14 protein-coding genes are annotated in these 19,268 nt (G+C 56.0%); 9 read left to right on the forward strand and 5 right to left on the reverse strand.

What is annotated here, in order from left to right; genetic code table 11:
* Positions 1 to 9: 9 nt before the first annotated feature.
* The 8 genes from NFR47_RS06875 to NFR47_RS06910 all read left to right on the forward strand — a co-directional run bounded on the left by NFR47_RS06875 (position 10) and on the right by NFR47_RS06910 (position 12,641).
* Positions 10 to 1,545, forward strand: coding sequence for a RagB/SusD family nutrient uptake outer membrane protein (locus NFR47_RS06875; RefSeq protein WP_251214834.1), 1,536 nt, complete (start codon positions 10 to 12; stop codon positions 1,543 to 1,545).
* 13 nt (positions 1,546 to 1,558) lie between these two features.
* Positions 1,559 to 2,473 (forward strand): DUF4984 domain-containing protein, encoded by a 915-nt coding sequence (locus tag NFR47_RS06880; RefSeq protein ID WP_251214835.1) that lies wholly within the window; start codon positions 1,559 to 1,561, stop codon positions 2,471 to 2,473.
* A 60-nt stretch (positions 2,474 to 2,533) separates the two neighbouring features.
* Complete coding sequence (locus NFR47_RS06885; protein WP_251214836.1) at positions 2,534 to 4,552, forward strand: hypothetical protein; 2,019 nt, start codon at positions 2,534 to 2,536, stop codon at positions 4,550 to 4,552.
* Positions 4,553 to 4,654: 102 nt separating this feature from the next.
* On the forward strand, positions 4,655 to 7,309 hold the full coding sequence (locus NFR47_RS06890) for a DUF4458 domain-containing protein (RefSeq protein ID WP_251214837.1): 2,655 nt from the start codon (positions 4,655 to 4,657) through the stop codon (positions 7,307 to 7,309).
* A 14-nt stretch (positions 7,310 to 7,323) separates the two neighbouring features.
* Positions 7,324 to 9,006, forward strand: a complete 1,683-nt coding sequence (locus tag NFR47_RS06895) for a BACON domain-containing protein (protein WP_251214838.1) — start codon at positions 7,324 to 7,326, stop codon at positions 9,004 to 9,006.
* Positions 9,006 to 11,042: a S8 family peptidase gene (locus NFR47_RS06900; protein WP_251214839.1), complete on the forward strand. Its 2,037-nt coding sequence runs from the start codon at positions 9,006 to 9,008 to the stop codon at positions 11,040 to 11,042. Before NFR47_RS06895 ends, NFR47_RS06900 begins: the two co-directional genes overlap by 1 nt.
* 29 nt (positions 11,043 to 11,071) lie before the next feature.
* Entirely contained in the window at positions 11,072 to 11,863 is a 792-nt protein-coding gene (locus tag NFR47_RS06905) for a DUF1573 domain-containing protein (protein WP_251214840.1), read from the forward strand.
* Positions 11,864 to 12,194: 331 nt separating this feature from the next.
* A complete protein-coding gene (locus NFR47_RS06910) occupies positions 12,195 to 12,641 on the forward strand; it encodes a lipocalin-like domain-containing protein (RefSeq protein WP_251214841.1) in 447 nt (148 codons plus the stop codon).
* A gap of 225 nt (positions 12,642 to 12,866) precedes the next feature.
* Here NFR47_RS06910 and NFR47_RS06915 read toward each other — a convergent pair whose 3' ends face one another.
* A complete protein-coding gene (locus tag NFR47_RS06915; RefSeq protein WP_251214842.1) occupies positions 12,867 to 13,517 on the reverse strand; it encodes a DUF1349 domain-containing protein in 651 nt (216 codons plus the stop codon).
* A gap of 219 nt (positions 13,518 to 13,736) precedes the next feature.
* Here NFR47_RS06915 and NFR47_RS06920 point away from each other — a divergent pair, with 219 nt between their 5' ends.
* Positions 13,737 to 14,492, forward strand: coding sequence for a response regulator transcription factor (locus NFR47_RS06920; protein WP_251214843.1), 756 nt, complete (start codon positions 13,737 to 13,739; stop codon positions 14,490 to 14,492).
* 70 nt (positions 14,493 to 14,562) lie between these two features.
* Here the strand turns inward: NFR47_RS06920 and NFR47_RS06925 are convergent, their stop codons facing one another.
* The 4 genes from NFR47_RS06925 to rpsA form a co-directional block, all read right to left on the reverse strand.
* Complete coding sequence (locus NFR47_RS06925; protein ID WP_251214844.1) at positions 14,563 to 15,078, reverse strand: single-stranded DNA-binding protein; 516 nt, start codon at positions 15,076 to 15,078, stop codon at positions 14,563 to 14,565.
* A gap of 2 nt (positions 15,079 to 15,080) precedes the next feature.
* Positions 15,081 to 15,887: a purine-nucleoside phosphorylase gene (locus NFR47_RS06930; protein WP_251214845.1), complete on the reverse strand. Its 807-nt coding sequence runs from the start codon at positions 15,885 to 15,887 to the stop codon at positions 15,081 to 15,083.
* A complete protein-coding gene (gene lpxK, locus NFR47_RS06935; protein ID WP_251214846.1) occupies positions 15,871 to 16,914 on the reverse strand; it encodes a tetraacyldisaccharide 4'-kinase in 1,044 nt (347 codons plus the stop codon). The genes NFR47_RS06930 and lpxK overlap by 17 nt, the downstream gene beginning before the upstream one ends.
* Before the next feature lie 304 nt (positions 16,915 to 17,218).
* On the reverse strand, positions 17,219 to 19,060 hold the full coding sequence (gene rpsA / locus NFR47_RS06940) for a 30S ribosomal protein S1 (protein ID WP_251214847.1): 1,842 nt from the start codon (positions 19,058 to 19,060) through the stop codon (positions 17,219 to 17,221).
* Positions 19,061 to 19,268 lie beyond the last annotated feature (208 nt).

Here is a 19,268-nt window from a genome sequence, read left to right on the forward strand (position 1 = left end):
CACAAGATAATGAAAAGAATAGAACACCATATCAAAATCTGCTTCGCGGCGTTCGCTCTGCTGATGGGTGCGGTCTCCTGCCTGGACAAGTTTCCGGGGCAGTCGATACCCGAAAACGGCGGGATGCAGAACTACAACGATGCCGAACAGCACGTGGTCGGCATCTACTCCAGTCTGAAGAGCGCGGCCCTCTACACGGGCTATCTGACGCTGCTGCCGGACATCCAGAGCGACCTGGTATATGCGGTGGAAGGCAACAGCAACATCTACGGCAACCACTACCTGTGGACCGTGCGCTCGACCAACTCCGAAATCGAAGCGGTCTACGGCTCGCTCTACACGACCATCGGCGACTGCAACTTCTATCTGGACCGCATCGACGCGGTGAAAGCCAAGGAAACCGACGACGAGAAACTCGACGAACTGGACATCTACACGGGCGAAGTGTACGCCATCCGTGCGCTCTGCTACTCGGAACTGCTGAAATGCTTCTGCAAAGCCTACGACCCGGCGACGGCCGAAAATGAACTGGGAGTGGTACTCCGCACGAAATACTTCGAGAAAGAACCCGTGCGCCGTGCATCGCTCTACGATTCGTATGCGCTTGTGCTGGAAGACCTGGCGAAAGCCGAAGCCCTGCTCTCCGATGAAGAAAAGAACAACGAAGCCAACTCGATCTACTTCACCCTTGCGGCGGCCCAAGCGCTCCATGCACGTGTGGCCCTCTACATGCAGGACTGGGAGACGGCCATCGAATACTCGTCGAAACTTATCGACGAACACAACTTCACGCTGGCCAATGCGAAAACCGCCATCACGTCGGACGGCTTGACACAGTTCGACTACATGTGGTTCTACGACAAAAGCCCCGAAGTGATTTTCCGCATAGATCTTCTCGTAACCGACAAGACGGGCGACCTGGGTGCAGCGTTTCTGAACTTCACCCGCGACTACCGCTACTTCTACCCGGACTTCGCTCCGGCGCAATGGGTACTCAGCGCCTACGGCCAAAACGACCTGCGCTATGCGAGCTACTTTGCCGACAAGAGCAACGGCATTGTCATCGGCTATGGCAACGGCATGAAATCGCCGGTGCTGGTGAAGTACTACGGCAACCGGACATTCGTCCAAAGCAACATATTCCACCGCTGCATGCCCAAACCCTTCCGGCTGGCGGAACAATATCTGATTCGTGCGGAAGCCTACTGCAATCTGCCGACGCCCAACTACTCGGCGGCGAGCAAGGACCTGACGACTCTGAGCCAGAGCCGCCACCAGACAGGCGGCACGCTGAACGTCACGCAGGCCAACTGGAAAGAACAGATATCCAACGAACGGGTGCGCGAACTCTACATGGAGGGATTCCGCCTGCACGACCTCAAACGCTGGAAGATGGGCTTCGAGCGCAAGAAACAGAGCTACGCGATGGAAGAAGGAAGCACGCTGAAAATCGAGGGCGACGACCCGCGCATGGTCTGGCCGATTCCGCAGCACGAACTGGACGCCCCGGGCTCGGAAATCCTGCCCAACGAAAGCAACAAATAAAAGAAGACGAAACATGAAACGAATCATAACGGTCATATCGGCTGCCACGCTCCTTGCTGCACTCGTACCGGGCTGCAACCAGGAACGCACGACCTACTCCGACGCCGAATATGTGATGTTCGCCGACACGATGTCGCTGCACATGATACCCGACGATGCGGAACACTACTTTGCGGTGCAAGTAGCCTCGACGAAGTCGTGCGACTACGACCGCACGTTCGGCGTAGAGGTAATCGACAAGGGCAGCAAAGCCATCGAAGGGCTACACTACCGACTGAAGAGCAACACGATAACCATACCGGCGGGCAAGCTGGCGACGGAAATCCTGGTCCACGGCAACTATGCGGCGCTAGAAATCGCCGACACGGTGAACTTCAACCTGCGCCTGGTGATGCCGGAACAACTGGAATGGGAATTCTACGGCAACGGCACGAACGTGAAGATGGTCAAGAGCTGCCCCTTTGCATTGGAAAACTACACGGGCTGGTGTGTGGTCACCTCGACGTTCCTGCAAGACTACCCGGGAGTGGACAACAAGAGCATACAGAGACTGATCCGCACAGAAAAACACCCGACGGAAGAAAACCTTGTCATTCTGCATGACTGGCTGTTCAACGGCTACGACGTAACTCTGCGCTTCGACCCCACGGATCCTGCCGAACCGAAAGTGTCGATGGATTCGGACCAGGTGATCTCCGACGAAGCATCGGTATTCGGAATCATCCGCGGCGACAACAAAATCCTGACGGAAAGCGCCCAGAACTATGTATCGTACTACAGCGCGTGCGAAAACTTCGCAGCGCTCTGGTCCCACATGTATGTGGAGAACCTGGGTACGCCTGTGGGCTCGGTAGGCAACTTCTACACGATACTGGAATGGGTCAGCGACGAAGAAGCGGACCGTCTGCAACGAGAAGAAGGCATGTAATACGGGAAACGGCGAAAAGCGTTCTCTTTAATTATAGCGTTTAACGAAAAGTCAAAAATCATGAAAAAGAACTTTTTGCATTGGGCGATGCTTCTGACCGCAGGTCTGAGCCTTGCACTGGTGTCCTGCTCGGAGACGGGTGAAGACGGCCCCGCAGGAACCCCCGTATTCCCCGAAGCCATAGAAACCGCGATCATACCCGGCGAAAGCCATACCCTCGCATTCGAGGCCAACATGAAATGGGAAGTCTCGATTCCGGAAAACGCGTCCCAATCGTTCTACATTGCGGACGGCGAACACAAGGTGCTGACGCAATACGGCGAAGCCGGAAAGGCGGAAGTGACTATCGGAACCTATGAAATAGAGAACTTCGACGACGCACCCAAGTGCGAAGTGACGCTGACCATGGGCGGCCAGTCGAAAGTAATTGCGACGCTGAGCATCGAACAACAAGAACGCGCCTTGACGCTCTACACGAGCAAGATGGAAGGCGGCAGCTTTGTTTATGCTTCGGAAGGAGAACTGGGCTACATATACAATGAAACCCCGGCGCAGACCATCGAACTGGCATGGCCGTCGGGGCTCTCGGGCTACATGTACCCGATTCTGGTGGAAGCCAACTTCGCATGGCGCCTGGCCGAGAAATCGGAATGGCTGTCCGAAGCCGACTACAAAGGCGAAGCCGGCGAACAAGTGGAAATCCTGCTGAAAGCCGACCCGACGAAATACCCGCTGGACGGTGACCAGGAAGGCAAATTCGTATTGTGCGCCCGCAACAACCCGGACCTGAAATACGCCTACACGGTCAAGATACCCGCCTGCCGCAACCACTACGAAATGACGGGATTCGTGGCCGAAAGCCGCTTCAACGCCAAAGGCAAGTTCTTCAGCGCGGGCAGCAGCTCGGCAGGAGCTTGGGTCGACGGCGGAGCGCACGGCGACATTGTAAGCGTGGAAGAACCGGTAATTTTCAAGTTTGCCAAAATAACGGAAATGGGCGGCAACAGCTATCTGGAAGCAGACGCATCGCAGACAACGTGGCTCAAAATCGAAAGCACCGTATCGGATGCGAACAACGTACTCAAAGAACGCCGCTACACGATTACGGTAACGGAAAACGCAGGCGATGCCCGCGAAGCCGTGATTGTAGCTCTGCCCGCCTCGGTCGCCGAAGGCCTCCAAGCCTGGAAGCTTGCCGACATGGACATCAAGGAAGAATACCAGCCGTACATTATGACGCGGGTGAACCAAGGTGCGAAACCCGACCTTGTATCGGCGGTGAACCCGGAGGGTATGACCGAAGTAGGCGCGGAACTGAAAAGACTTTCGCCCGACGAATATGGCTGGATAATGACGGAATTCAAAGTTAACGATGGTTTCCAACTGACCTACACCAAGGGATGGTCGAATGAAGATTCCAAGTTGGAACTGGCTCAGGAATACACCGCATACAAAGCCTACGACTACAATCGGAAAGAAATGTCGCAAGCAGATTCGTGGCTGGCGGTACGCCAGGCCAACGACGGCTTTGTTATCGACATGACCCCCTCGAAAGACAAATGCGGAGCTCAGTCGCAGGCAGATGAACAACTGGCCCATGTAGGCTACATTGTCTTTGAAAATGCGGAGGGTGCATTCGTAATGATTCGCTGCATCTACGACGAAAACGCCAGCATCGGCGGAGACGACGGAGCAATCAAGGTAGAATTCCAATACCCGCAGTATGCCCCGATGATAGACGAATCGTCGCTCGAACTGCTGACCTCGGGCCCGCTTTTCGAGGAATACAACCCGGGCAACGGAGCACCGGTATATCACCTGACGTTCCGCAAACTCACTGCGACGATGTCGGCACTGAAAGGACTGCCGGAAAAAGGCAGCTCGAACGCCGACGAATGGCTGAACTACGAACCGGGCGACGGAACGACGATCATCTCGATGGACGCCACGAAACTCCCGGAAGGCCAGAAGACGATGACCAACAGCATTGTGTTCTACAATGCGTCGTGGCAGACGGCAGTAGTACTTGTCTGCACGCTTGACCTGACGAACTACGATTCGGGAGAAGACGAGGAATAACGCCCGAACCCGACCTGCGAAACGAAGGCCCCGTCCCACGGGGCGGGGCCTTTATACCGAAAGAACGATAATTAACAGAGAACACAGCACAAGGTTTTGAACATGAAACTTTTCAAACTCATCCTGCTTGCGACGGCGACGTGCATGGCGATGACCCTGCTGGGCGGATGCTCCGAAGACGGCACCGACAACCGGGAACTCGACTACGGCCATGTACAGTTCAAACTCTACAAGGAGGTCTCCTACGAAAAAACGACGCTGGCGGGCCGTGCGGTACAAACGCAGCTGGACTACCTGTCGGACGCGACGAAAGTGACGGTACGTCTGGACTACAACGGCACCATGCTTGCCCAGACCCTGACGCTGGATGCGGCGGACAAGGACGCGGCGGAATACGGCCTGCGAAGCACCAAACTCAAACTACTGACGGGAAATTACCGGGTAGTGGCGTTCTCGCTCTATGACAAGCACGACGAACTGCTCTACAACGGCCTGCCGCAACAGAACGAACTGACCGTGGCAGCGGGCGGACTGACGACCCACGACCTGACGGTGAACGTGACGCCGCGCGGCAAAGTACGCGTCACGCTGCTGAAAGACATGTCGGACTTTGTCCGGACCCGCGCCGGCAACGTAAACCGCCAATACACGTTCGACGAAATCAAACACACGGACCTGACGGTACAGAACACCGAAACGAACGACCTGACGACGTTCGAGAAACTGCCGATGGAATTTGCCATCCACTTCGACGAACAGAACGAAGCAAACGGCACGTTCGGCTACCAGACCTCGTCGAGCAAATGCGACTCGCTGCTGTCGCTGCCTGCGGGCGAATACCGCATAGTCTCGTATGTGACCTACGACAAGAACAAGACCGTCCTTGAGACGAACGCCCGGCCTGCCGCGGCGAACTTCACGGTGGAAGACAACGAAACGACCGAAATCAAAGCCAAAATCGCGCTCTACGAAAGCGACGAATATATCAAGGACTACTACGCACTGAAGGCCATTTGGGAAGCCCTCGACGGCCCGCGCTGGTCCTATGCGGGCGAAAGCTACAACCCGGGAGCCAACTGGGACTTCAACAAGGACCCCGACCTGTGGGGCGCCCAACCGGGCGTGCAGCTCCACGACAACGGCCGCGTAGCGCGTCTGGACCTGAGCGGATTCGGATTCCGCGGCGACATGCCTGCGGCCATCGGCCAACTGACGGAAATGATCGAACTCTACTTAGGTACGCAGAACGACAAAAACTACTATGACCCGACGGAAGACCTGGCGACGAGCATGGCGAACCGTGCGCGCAACCGGATGGCCAACCACAAGGCATACTACGAAAAACACCACCCGGCGACGCAGATGTCGTGGCCCTGTGCCCTTGCCCTGCGCGAACACGACATCCACACGCCCTCGACGGCACTCTATGACGAGGGCTACACGGAAAACCAGATATTCGACACCCAGGGCAACCAACTCAACATCCGCCCGGCGGCCAACCTCCACGGCAAAATCTGCAACGGTCTCAAATCGCTGCCCAAGGAGATCGGCAACCTGAAGAAACTGGAAATCCTCAACATAGCCAACAGCGAAATCAAGGAACTGCCGGCCGAAATGGTCCAGCTGGAGAGCTGCACCGACCTGGAACTCTACAACTGCCCGAAGATGGAACAATTCCCGCAAGTGCTGGCCGAAATGCCGAAACTTGTGTCGCTGAACATCTCGGAAAACAAACAATGGAGCGAACACGACCCGGACGGACTGGCCGCGGGCCTGGAAGCGATAGGCAACGGAAAATCGCAGAACGTACTGCAACTCTTCTACTGCCGCAACAACAACGTGACGGCCATACCGGACTCGTTCCGCAATCTGAAGAAACTGGGCGCGCTGGACATGTGCGAAAACAAAATCAGCAAACTGCCCGCGGGAGGTCTGGGAGAAGTGGCCCCGACGGAGATACGCCTGGACCACAACCTGATCGAAGAATTCCCGACGACGAACGGAAAATTCTGCCCGATGGAAGACATGGAGACCTTCTCGGCGACCTACAACAAACTGAAGGTATTCCCCAACATCTTCTCCTCGAAAGGCAAGTATGTGATAAAGACCGTAGACTTCTCCTACAACGAAATCGAAAAACTGCCGGACGACTTCAACGGAATTCTGGTCAACACGCTGACGCTGGCGAACAACAAGATAAAGGTATTCCCCAAGGAACTGCTGAGCGGAACGAACTCCTATGTGAGCTACATCATCCTGCGCGGAAACGGCATGACCGAGATACCGGAAGGCTCGTTCAAAGGCGAATTCGCGGCCTCGCTGGCCTCGCTGGACCTGACCTACAACCGACTGAAGGAACTGCCGAAGGACTTCACGGCCGAAGATCTGCCCTATCTGTACGGAGTGGACCTGTCGTACAACGCCTTTGCGTCGTTCCCCTACAAACCGCTCAACTCATCGGGACTGACGGTATTCGCCGTACGCGGACAACGCGACGACAACGGAGCCCGCTGCCTGCGCGAATGGCCGACGGGAATCTACAAACACACGGGACTGCGAGGGCTGTTTCTGGGGTCGAACGACCTGCGCAAGGTAGACGACAAGATTTCGTATCTGATCTACAACCTTGACATCAGCGACAACCCGAACATAGTATTCGATGCGTCGGACATCTGCATCTACTGGCGGAACGGAGCCTACATGCTTGTGTACGACAAGACGCAGAAGATCATCAACTGCGACGAAATGCTGCAATAAACAGAGCGACGAACATGAAACATCTGACATACATAAGCATCCTGCTCGGAACGATGGCCATGGCCGCCTGTACCGACGACAAGACGAACGCCCCGTTCGGACCGGACAGCAAGGAAATAACCATCGGAGCCGACGGAGGAACCCGCACGGTCCGCATAGCGTCGGACGATGCGTGGATCGCCACGACCGACGCGCCGTGGATCACCGTATCGCCTGCCAACGGCCGCGGAACAACGACCTGCCAACTGCTCATCGACTCGGCGCTGGTGGAGACGCCGCGCCAGGGCGTCATCCGCTTTCAGAACCAACAATCGCGCGACAACCAGGAAATAACGGTGAAGCAAGACGGCTACGCCTATGCCATCACGCTGGAAGAACCGGAAATATCGGTCGAAAACTTCGCGACGCTGGACGAACGCTACTTCGACGTGAAGGTGAAAACCAACGTAGACTTCAATGTAGCCATCCCCGACACGACGGGCTGGCTCCAATATGACAGCTACAAGGTGAACATCGACCGCGGAATCCGCCCGCGCGAAGTGACCGTACGCTTCAAATGGAACATCAGCTCGATTCCGAGAATCCGCAAAGCCGAAATCTCGTTCCTGCCGAAAGGGAACGTGACGCTCGACCAACAGGACAAACTGCGCGTAGAACAGAAAGCGGCGGAGAAAATCAAAGAAAACACCCGCGAAGGCGACTCGGTGGCGCTGCTGGGCGTAAACCGCTCGCTGAACTCGTGGCGCAACGTATGGGACGCCTCCGAAAGCATGGACAACTGGGAAGGCGTGGTCCTGTGGGAAGAAAACATGGAAGGCTACACTCCTGAAAAAGCCGGACGTGTAAAATCGGCCTCTTTCTCGTTCTTCACCACCAAGGAAGGCATACCGTTTGAAATACAATACCTGACGGCGGCCGAAGAAATCACCTTCTTCAGCAACTCCAACACCCACATGCTGAGCCTGAACACGGGCGATGCGATTACGAAACTGCCGCAACTCAAACGCCTGACCATCTCGGGCTACGGATTGACGGAGCTGCACCCGGACTTCAAGAACCTGAAGAGCCTTGAATATCTGGACCTGAGCAGCAACTCCTTCCAGAAACTGCCCTCGATACTGACGAAAGAAAACATGCCCAAGCTGCATACGCTGATCATGAACGCCAATCAACGCAGCTTGGTTTATGACCTGAGCAACTCGGTGACGACCGACATCGGAGGTCTGATCGAAGAACCGGGATTCCCGCGCCATCTGCTTGAATGGGAACTCGACACGCTGAGGCTGTCGGTAAACTACCTGCAAGGCTCGCTCCCGTCGTTCGGCACGGTCGACGCGCCACAGAACGGCTGGACGGAATTCTACACGGAAGCCGACATCGACAACTCGGCCAACGACAAAGGTGTGGACACGCTGCCGAGAAGCCTGATAGGCACTCCGAAAGTGATGGCCCGCACGAAATTCTTTGCCATCAACCTGAACCGCATGACCGGAGAACTGCCCTACTGGCTGCTCTACCACCCGGCGCTGAACTGGTGGGTGCCTGAAATCCTGATATTCAACCAGGAAGGAATCGACGCGAACGGCCGGACCGCCGGATTCAGCAACGAACCGGTCAACATGAACTACTACTATGATTTCTACCCGACGAAAACCCGGCCCTCGGACGAACGGGAAGAAACAAACACGACACGATGATGAAAAACACGCTATACGGAATGATGGCGGGCCTGCTGCTGGTGCTGGCGGCCTGCACGACCGACCCGCATACGGACCCGAACACGCAAGGCCCGGGAACACAACCGACGACGGCGGGCGAACTGCTGGTCAAATTCGACCCCTATGTGAGCGAAATCCTGGAACGCGCGACGGCGAAAACCCGCAACGGCGAAGCCGCGACGCGCTCGGGAATCCTCACGGTAGACGAAGTGCTGGAGCTCGCGGGCGGCTATGAAATCGAACGCGTATTCCCGGTGAACGCACGCACCGAAGCCAAGACCCGGAATGCGGGCCTGCATCTGTGGTACGTAATCCGCTTCGACGGCGACCGCACGGAGAAAGAAGTGGCGGAACAACTCGCGCAACTGGGCGAAGTGCAGAAAGTGAGCCTGAACCACACGATCAAACGAGCCTACGACGCCAAGAAAAAAGCCAAGCCGCTGGACCTTGAAACCCTCCGCGCGATGGCGCTGAAGACCCGGGCGGCGGACTTCCCCTACAACGACCCGCAGCTGCCGGCCCAATGGCACCTGATAAACCATGGCGACCTGTTCCAGAAAGACGGCGTGAGCAAGTCGATAGCGGGAGCCGACGTACAATGCGAAGAAGCGTGGGATCTCTCGACGGGCGACCCGTCGATCATCGTCGCGATACTGGACGAAGGAGTATGTCTGACCCACCCCGACTTGAAAGACAACCTGTGGGTGAACGAAGACGAAATCGAAAACTCCAACGAAGACAACGACGGCAACGGCTATGCGGGAGACCGCCACGGCTACAACTTTGTGACCGGCTCGGGCCGCATCACGTGGGACGACGCCTATGACACGGGCCACGGCTCGCATGTGGCGGGCGTAATAGCGGCCCGGAACAACAACGGCGAAGGCATCAGCTCGATAGCGGGCGGCACGGCCGAAAAACCGGGCGTGAAAATCATGAGCTGCCAGATATTCTCGGGCAACACGGAACCCAACGCCCTGGCGACGGTACGCGCAATCAAATACGCCGCCGACAACGGAGCCGTCATCCTGCAATGCAGCTGGGGCTACACCTCGGGCCTTGCCAACGGCTACGAATGGCAGCCGGCCTTCACGACCGAAGAACAATGGGCCGAAAACCGCCCCCTGGAACAAGAAGCCCTGGACTACTTCGTCCACAACGCGGGCTCGCCCAACGGCCCCATCGACGGAGGTCTGGCGATTTTTGCAGGCGGCAACGAAACCGCCCCGATGGCGGGATTCCCGGGAGCGGCCGAAATGTGTATCGCCGTATCGGCCACGGCGGCCGACTATACCCCGGCCGTTTACACGAACTACGGCCCCGGCACCACGATAGCAGCCCCGGGCGGCGACCAAGACTACTACTATGAATACGGCGAGGGCGCAGACCGCGGAAAAACGGGCAGCGTACTGTCGGCGCTTCCCTACACCGTGAGCGAAAGCGGCTACGGCTACATGGAAGGCACCTCGATGGCCTGCCCCCATGTGTCGGGCGTAGCGGCGCTGGGCCTGTCGTATGCGTTCCAACTGCGCAAACATTTCACGGCCGAAGAATTCAAGCAGCTGCTCTACGAAACGGTGACCCCCATCGACCAATACATGACGGGCCGCAAGCTCTACTGCCGCTACACGACGGACTTGGGCACGGTACACCCCAGCCAAATGCTACTCTCGGACTACCACAAACAAATGGGAGCCGGGCAAGTGAACGCCACGAAACTGCTGAACGCGATTAGAGGCAAAGGCACGCAGGTGAAGTTCCCCAACCTTTATGTACCGCTGGACGGAAACGTGACGGTGACACCGGGCAACTACTTCATAAACGGCGAACAACTGACCTACACGGTGACCATCGACGACACGACGGTGGCGACGGCGACCGCAGAGGGCAACAAACTGGTTGTCAAAGGAACGAAAGCAGGCGCGACGACGGCGAAGATTGCTACGTCGAACGACGAAACGCAGACTTTCCGCATCACGGTCCGCAAGGGCGCGAACGGCAACGGCTGGCTCTAAAAACGAAGATGCTCCGGAACGGCCGCATAATGTATCTGTGTCTGGCGACACTCTGGCTGGCACTGCCGACGCAGCTGCAAGCCCAATGGGTGACGCACCTTACGCGGGAAAAACTGGACAGCCTGACGAACCCGGCAACGGCGGCGGGCGGCGAGACGATGCGCTTCGACACGCGCCGAATCGAAACGCCCGAACTGCACGAAGACGGCGCGCCGACGACCTACACCTACCGCTGGCGCAACGACGGAAAAGAGCCGCTGGTGGTGACGCGGATACAGACGAGCTGCGGCTGCGCGAAAGCGAAGCACGACAAACGCCCCGTACCGGCGGGCGGGCAAGGCGAAATAAAAGTAACCTACCACCCCAAAGGCCACCCGGGCGACTTCCAACGGAAGATATTCGTCTACACGCAACTTTCGGACACCCGGCCGACGGCCGTACTGGAACTGACGGGCCATGTGGAACCCTCGGCGCTGCCGACCCACGACTATGCCCATGCGATGGGCCCGCTGCTGCTGAAGCAACGGACGGTGCGGCTGGCGGGAGACCGGAAACAGACGGAACGGATAGAATGTCTCAATGCGGGCGAAAAACCGCAGAGACCGAGAGCCGACGGAGGACTGCTGCCGAAATACCTGACGTTCGGATGCGAACCGGAAATACTGGAACCCGGCAAAACGGGAGACCTGGTAATCCGGCTCGACCCGGAACAAGCCCCGAAAACGCTGCCGGAACGGATTCCGATACTGCTTGAGGGACTGACGCTGCCGCCGAGCCAACGGATGCTTGAAGTAAGAATCGGAACGGGCACGGCGGAGTGAGCCGCGGGAAAGCGGTATCGAATGCCGACGAACCGAAACGGGAATGAAACCGGAAACAGATTCTTCGCTTCGCTCAGAATGACAAGGCTTTGAGCGACGAGACTTGCTCGAAATGGGAGACATGCGAATGAACAGCAGTCGAAGCAGGAAGAAGACGTTCAGACGAAGTTTGGTGCAGAAAGACAGCATAGAATGACGAAACTCTGCCCGAAATGGCAAGGCTTCGTTTTGAATGACGACCCTCCGACGGGCAATCAGGCACCCTACCGAGCAACCGGACTTCGGCCCCGGGCAAAAGGAAACGACAAAAACAAAAACAGATAGAAGACAAATGAAAAATCTTTGGAAAATCGCCCTCCTCTCGCTGGCACTGACCATCTGCGGAGCCTGCAACGATGACGACGAGGCAGACACCCCGCTGACACCCAATGCCAACAACATAGCAGGAACGTGGCAACTGACGCAATTCGACGGCGCGACGCTGGCCGAAGGGAGTTACATCTATATCGAATTCATCCGCAAGGATATGAAGTTCAAGATGTATGACAATTTGGACGCTTTCCAATTGCGCGTGCGAACGGGCGAATTCAACATCCTGGAAGAAGAAGGCCAAGGCACGGTTATCCGCGGCAAATACGACCACGCTGTGGGCGACTGGCAACATGTCTACCGAATCGACGAATTCACGGCCGAACGGATGGTCTGGACGGCGATGGACGACCCGCAAGATGTATCGGTATACGAACGGTGCGCGGGAATACCGGAAGACCTGGAATAACAAACGTCAACCGTCCATATACAAAACTTCATCCGGCATTTAAGAGGAAGCTCTCAACAAAATGCCGGATGAAGTTTTGACTATTTTACTTGGACTATTACTCTGATTCAGGCTATCAATTCTACGTGATTGCCCTCCGGGGCGGCAATGGCACTTTTATAGTACCCGTCGTCCGTGAAATCTCGGTTTGCTCAAGATAGTGTAACCGTCCACCGCTCTTAATCGCTACTTGCTGTTTCCCTCCAGCCATTGAGCCCTGCGCAAATCGGGCAAATGCCTGATCGAAAAACTCTCGAAATCAGCGTCGAAGCCGTCGCCGTCGGGGCTGGCTCCCATTACCCCGACCATGACAGGGCGATTGTCCTGCAACCAAGCGTTGCGCATCATTGCGTACTCCTTGTCATCAAAAGAATAGGAAATTTCCACCGCATCGAGCCTACGGACAGCCTTTATCCATACGAACGGCACGGACTTGTCCAAAGGTATGATGCTCCAATCGCTTGTGCGATGAGTTACCACGGTGCTGAGGTTGTATTGCCCGTCCACGAACTCGATACCCGCCTTGATATAATTCTCGTGGTCGATACGCAACATCAGCCCCGACTGGTCGAAACGGGTCTTATAGTCACCCGATATTTTCACCTTGACCTCAAACTCCCCGCCGCGCAAGGTGTACAAAAACGGGGCATCGTCCACGGTAAACCCATAATGGGATATGCGCCAGTAATCGGTTCGGGGAGTGACACGCATCGAAAGCGAACCCTCTTCGATTTCCCATTGTTCCGGCTCATTGAACCACTGCATTTTTTCCAATGACTGCGCCATGCAGGCGGCCGAAGCGGCAATCATCGCTCCGCACAAAAACAACTTTTTCATTTTCAAATATTTAATAACATCCGGAGGACCCGGCAGGAATTTCCGACAACCAACGAACCGGCCGGAATATCTATGTTCACGACGCTTTCAACCCGGGCTTCGGACGGCATTTTACGCTTCGCTTATGACAAATAACCATTTCCAATATTTATCTTTGCAAAGCTAAAGTATTGTTGCATACCATGCAATGATTACAAATAACCATTTTATTGCCGGCGAATGGACCCCAAAGATAGATTGAACAAGGAATTTTCCGCCCAGAACTTTGCGGCAAAACACCCCTATGCGGAGATGCTGGACCGATACAAGGAAATGGCTCGCAACTATGCGCGCATGGAAAATGCCGTTGCCGTATTGAGCGATTTACGCACCGATGCAAGCTACATCTATTACGGCGGATTTTCACGAATGCTGAGAACGGGCAAATGCGAAAAAGAAGGCGAAGTACCTTCCATCTGGGAAGAGGAAATCTTCAAACTTATTCATCCAGATGACCTGGCCGACAAACACTTGCAAGAACTCCGCTTTTTCCATTTTGTCAAACGCCAGCCCAAAAAGAAACGCAGCGACTATTATTTGACAAGCAAACTCCGCATGAAAAACGATACGAATAACTATATACCCGTACTGCATCGAATGTTCTATGTCCCTGCACCCTCCGACGAGACTTTGTGGCTGGCTTTATGCCTTTATAGCCCTCTGCCATTCGACATTCCATCCAAATGTCTGATAATCAATCCTGTCAATGGACAGACGACCGAACTGGGCAAACAACATGACACAAAAATACTGTCCGTCAGAGAAAAACAAGTTTTGAACCTCATAGACAAAGGTTCGACGAGCAAAGAAATAGCCGGAACACTCTCTATCAGCATCCATACGGTCAGCCGGCATCGACAAGGGATTTTAGCCAAATTACAGGTGAAGAACTCCATCGAAGCCTGTCGGATAGCAAAAGATTTGAAACTGATATGACAGGCCGACAAAAAAAGGAAAGACTTCGCTGAAAGTCTTTCCTTAATATATAGGTATAAGCGCAACCGAATCAGAACGGCAAATCGTCGGGATCGTCGGCAGGCATGGACGGAGCCGGAGCAGGCTGGGGCTGAGGTGCGGCCTGCGGAGCGGCGGACTGAACCGGAGCCGTTGCGGCGGGAGCGGCCTGCGACTGAGTGTAGGGTGCGGACGCGGGAGCCTGCCCGTAAGAAGCGCTGTCGGAAGCGGAATTGTCGCTGCGCCGCCCGAGCAGATTCATGGTATCGGCGAGAATCTCGGTAGTGAACCGCTTGTTATTGTCCTTGTCCATCCAATCGCGGGTACGCAAACGCCCCTCGATATAAATCTGCGACCCCTTGTGGACGTAACGGTCGACGACGTCGGCCAAACCGCGCCACAAAGTGACGGTATGCCACTCGGTATGCTCGCGCGTCTCGTTGGCCTGGCGGTCGAAGAGCCGCTCGGTAGTGGCGAGCCGCAAACGGGCGACCTTGACACCGCCCTCCGTAGTACGGACCTCGGGGTCCATACCGACGTTACCGATAAGAATGACCTTATTGACCATGGCTACAACTCTTTAATCATACGACGGAACAACAACTGCATCTTGACCCCGGCCTTCTTGCCCTGCAACTGCACGTCCTCGTGGTCGCCGATCTCGTCGGAGAGCCCGCAATTGGTGATGACGGAGACGCCGAAGACGGGGATGGACATGTGCCGGGCGACGATGACTTCGGGCACGGTGGACATACCGGCAGCATCGCCGCCGATGGCCTTGAAATAACGATACTCGGCCTGGGTCTCGAACGTAGGACCCGTGCCGCCGACGTAGACGCCGTACTGGAGCTTGATACCCTCCTGCTCGGCGATGGCGGTGGCGCGGGCGATGAGCCCCTTGTCGTAACAATTGTGCATATCGGGAAAACGCGGCCCGAGCTCGGCGAGGTTAGGCCCGATGAGAGGGTTGGGCATGAGGTTGATATGGTCGGTGATGACCATCAAATCGCCGACGCGGAACGAAGTGTTGATACCGCCGGAAGCGTTGGAGACGAACAACACGCGGATACCCAACTGCTGCATGACGCGCACGGGAAAAGTGACCTGCTGCATGGAATACCCCTCGTAAAAATGGAACCTGCCCTGCATGGCGACGACGCGCCGCCCCTCGAGCAAGCCGAAAATCATCCGCCCCTTGTGTCCCTCGACCGTAGAGACGGGAAAACCGGGAATCTGCTTGTAATCGAGCGAAAACCGAGCGTCGATCTGCTCGGCGAAATCCCCGAGTCCGGTACCCAGAATAATCCCTGCCTCGGGCTGGAACCCGGAAGTCTGCTCCCGGATCCAAGCGGCTGTCTGTTTAATTTCCTCGAACATCTTCTTCTAACTTTTGGAGAAAATCCGTTGCCGAATCCTCTATGAATGAAATATTGATGGGCTGGTAATAAAGGGCGCAACGCACCTCGGACGGAATCTTGGCCCGGTTGACCAACTTGACGGCGTCTTTCTCGGTGGTGACGATGACGGAGCCGGGATGCTTGGCGAGCAACGACGCGAGCAACCGGATGTCGCGGACACGATAGACATGGTGGTCGTCGAGCGTGACCTCGGCGACGACCTTATAACGCTCGTGGAGCGTCTTGAGGAACGGCTCGGGGTTGCCGATACCCGACAAAGCAATAACCTTGCAACCCTGCGCCAAAGGCTCGCGCGAAGCCTCGTCGGCGAAAAGGGGCTGGGGAATGAAACTCTCGAAACGGGTATAATAGACCTGCTGGTAAGCGATCTGAATCAAGACCTTACGCAAGATACGCCTGTCGATGGGCGCCATCTTCTCGGGACACTTGGTAACGATGAAATAATGGGCCCGGTAAATCTGAGACGGCAAATCGCGCAGAGAACCGACGGGCAACATCCTATCGTGCTGGATAGGCCGCGTAGCGTCGATCATGAGGACGTTGATTTTAGGCTCGACGTAACGATGCTGGAACCCGTCGTCCATGACGATGAGGTCGACCTCGGGATGCTCGGAACGAATCCGCCGGATGGCCTCGGACCGCTTCTCGCAGACCACGACGACCGTATCGGGAAACTTGAGCTTGATCTGGAGCGGCTCGTCGCCGACCTCGCGGTAATGCGACGAAAGCGAAACCTCGCGGTAACCCTTGGTTTTACGCCCGTACCCGCGCGAGAGGAGCGCGATATTATGCTTCTGGGACATGTAGGCGATAATCATCTCGGCCATAGGGGTCTTGCCGGTACCGCCGACGGTGATGTTGCCGATGCAGATGATGGGGATGTCGAACCGCTCGCTTTTGAGGAAGCCCCAGTCGAAGAGGCGGTGACGGAATGTCACCCCCATCTTGTAGAAAAAGGCTATCGGAGCAAGCAACGCTTTCGACATGGCAATCAACCGCAAGTATATGGAATTCCCAAAGATAACGAAATTTTTCGACCCTCCAAAATAAAACACGAAAAACCCCGAACACGAGGGAAAACACGCCCGACCGAGAGACCGCGCCGGACCACGGGGCGGGCATGACGAAAAAAAACGGCACAAAGCGTTCCAAACGGGAATTTCGGAGCGGAAAGGAACATATCCGAACCCGGATACAGGAGGAAACAAATCGGGGAAAGGGAGGAACTACACAACGAAAAAGCCGCCCGCTTTTCGCGGACGGCCTACAAACAGACAAGAACTGCGGGAACTACTCCTCGGCAGTCTCCTCTTTCTTGGACTTCTTGGCGGGAGCCTTCTTGGCCTCGGCGGCCTCCATAGCGCTCTTGAGAGCGGCGAGACCGGCGATGTCACCGAGCGTAGTTTTCTCGACAGAAGCGTTGATCTTCTTGACGGTCGACTTGGTAGCGTCGGCAGCGGCACGCTTTTCAGCCTTCTCGGCAGCGGCCTCGGCCTTACGCACATCGTCGTAAGTACGCAAGTGCGACAGAGTGATACGCTTCGTAGCCTTGGAGAACTCAAGAATCTTGAACTCGATCTTGTCGCCGACCTTCGGCACGGAACCGTCCTCCTTGGTGAGCTGACGCGTGGGGCAGAAACCCTCGACGTTCTCGTCGAGCGAAACGACAGCACCCTTGTCGGTCATCTCGGTGATGGTACCCTCGTGTACGGAATCGAGCGGGAACTTGCTTTCGATACCGGCCCAGGGATTCTCCTCCAACTGCTTGTGGCCCAACGACAGACGACGGTTGTCCTTGTCGATTTCGAGCACAACGACCTCGATGTCGGCACCCACCTGCGTGAACTCGCCGGGATGCTTGACCTTCTTGGTCCAAGAGAGGTCGGAAATATGGATCAGACCGTCGATGCCCTCCTCGATTTCGACGAAGACGCCGAAATTGGTGAAGTTACGCACCTTGGCCGTGGTCTTGGTACCGACGGGATACTTGGTCTCGATTTCAGCCCACGGATCGGCCGAAAGCTGCTTGATACCGAGCGACATCTTGCGCTCGTCGCGGTCGAGCGTGAGGATGACGGCCTCGACCTCGTCGCCGACCTTCATGAACTCCTGAGCCGAACGCAGGTGCTGGCTCCACGACATTTCGGAAACGTGGATGAGACCCTCGACACCGGTGGCAATCTCGACGAAAGCACCGTAATCGGCCATGACAACGACCTTACCCTTGACCTTGTCGCCGACCTTGAGGTTCTGGTCGAGCGCTTCCCAAGGATGGGGCGTAAGCTGCTTGAGACCCAAGGCGATGCGCTTCTTGGCATCGTCGAAGTCGAGGATGACGACCTGAATCTTCTGGTCGAGAGCGACGACCTCTTCGGGATGGCTGACGCGGCCCCACGAAAGGTCGGTGATGTGGATCAGACCGTCGACACCGCCCAAATCGACGAAGACGCCGTAGGAAGTGATGTTCTTGACCGTACCCTCGAGAATCTGACCCTTTTCGAGCTTGGACATGATGACCTGCTTCTGGGCCTCGAGCTCGGCCTCGATGAGCGCCTTATGCGACACGACGACGTTGCGGAACTCCTGGTTGATTTTGACGACCTTGAACTCCATGGTCTTGTCGACGTAGACATCGTAATCGCGGATGGGCTTGACGTCGATTTGCGAACCGGGCAGGAACGCCTCGATACCGAAGACATCGACGATCATACCGCCCTTGGTGCGGCACTTGATGTAACCTTTGATGATTTCGTCGTTCTCCAACGCCTCGTTGACGCGGTCCCACGACTTGAGCTGGCGCGCCTTCTTATGCGAAAGGGCCAGCTGACCGTTGCGGTCCTCGGCGGATTCGACGTAAACCTCGATTTTGTCACCGACCTTGAGGTCGGGATTGTAACGGAACTCGGAGACGGGGATGATAGCCTCGCTCTTGTAACCGACGTTGACGATGACCTCGCGCTTGGAAAGGCCCGTCACCGTACCCTCGACGACCTCGCCCACGTTGACGTTGGACAAAGTCTTGTCATAAGCCGCAGCGATTTCGTCCTTGGACTGGCTGTAAACACCCAAATCGTTCTCGAATGCGTTCCAATCGAAATTCTCGTTGGCGACCACGTTGTTGTTTGCTTCCATAGATGGAATGATGTGCGATACAATCGCTCGTTAAAAGGTTGATAATGTTATACATCCGCCGCTACGCGCACAAAGCGCCCGCGCGAAATGCCTGCAAAGATACGAAAAGCCGAGCGCAATGCCAAATTTATTTTGAGCATTGCCGAGGCGAAGTATCTTCGGCAAAGCCAAAATACGAAAAGCCGAGCGCAATGCCAAATTTATTTGA

This window comes from Alistipes muris, assembly GCF_943193205.1.
GTDB classification, from domain to species: domain Bacteria; phylum Bacteroidota; class Bacteroidia; order Bacteroidales; family Rikenellaceae; genus Alistipes; species Alistipes muris.

What these genes read in the sequence shown, in the direction of transcription:
- NFR47_RS06895 (WP_251214838.1), top strand. Translation starts at nt 7,324, where the DNA reads ATGAAACATCTGACATACATAAGCATCCTGCTCGGAACGATGGCCATG.
- NFR47_RS06880 (WP_251214835.1), top strand. Translation starts at nt 1,559, where the DNA reads ATGAAACGAATCATAACGGTCATATCGGCTGCCACGCTCCTTGCTGCA.
- lpxK (WP_251214846.1), bottom strand. Translation starts at nt 16,914, where the DNA reads ATGTCGAAAGCGTTGCTTGCTCCGATAGCCTTTTTCTACAAGATGGGG.
- NFR47_RS06905 (WP_251214840.1), top strand. Translation starts at nt 11,072, where the DNA reads ATGTATCTGTGTCTGGCGACACTCTGGCTGGCACTGCCGACGCAGCTG.
- NFR47_RS06885 (WP_251214836.1), top strand. Translation starts at nt 2,534, where the DNA reads ATGAAAAAGAACTTTTTGCATTGGGCGATGCTTCTGACCGCAGGTCTG.
- NFR47_RS06900 (WP_251214839.1), top strand. Translation starts at nt 9,006, where the DNA reads ATGAAAAACACGCTATACGGAATGATGGCGGGCCTGCTGCTGGTGCTG.
- NFR47_RS06915 (WP_251214842.1), bottom strand. Translation starts at nt 13,517, where the DNA reads ATGAAAAAGTTGTTTTTGTGCGGAGCGATGATTGCCGCTTCGGCCGCC.
- NFR47_RS06875 (WP_251214834.1), top strand. Translation starts at nt 10, where the DNA reads ATGAAAAGAATAGAACACCATATCAAAATCTGCTTCGCGGCGTTCGCT.
- rpsA (WP_251214847.1), bottom strand. Translation starts at nt 19,060, where the DNA reads ATGGAAGCAAACAACAACGTGGTCGCCAACGAGAATTTCGATTGGAAC.
- NFR47_RS06920 (WP_251214843.1), top strand. Translation starts at nt 13,737, where the DNA reads ATGGACCCCAAAGATAGATTGAACAAGGAATTTTCCGCCCAGAACTTT.
- NFR47_RS06930 (WP_251214845.1), bottom strand. Translation starts at nt 15,887, where the DNA reads ATGTTCGAGGAAATTAAACAGACAGCCGCTTGGATCCGGGAGCAGACT.
- NFR47_RS06890 (WP_251214837.1), top strand. Translation starts at nt 4,655, where the DNA reads ATGAAACTTTTCAAACTCATCCTGCTTGCGACGGCGACGTGCATGGCG.
- NFR47_RS06910 (WP_251214841.1), top strand. Translation starts at nt 12,195, where the DNA reads ATGAAAAATCTTTGGAAAATCGCCCTCCTCTCGCTGGCACTGACCATC.
- NFR47_RS06925 (WP_251214844.1), bottom strand. Translation starts at nt 15,078, where the DNA reads ATGGTCAATAAGGTCATTCTTATCGGTAACGTCGGTATGGACCCCGAG.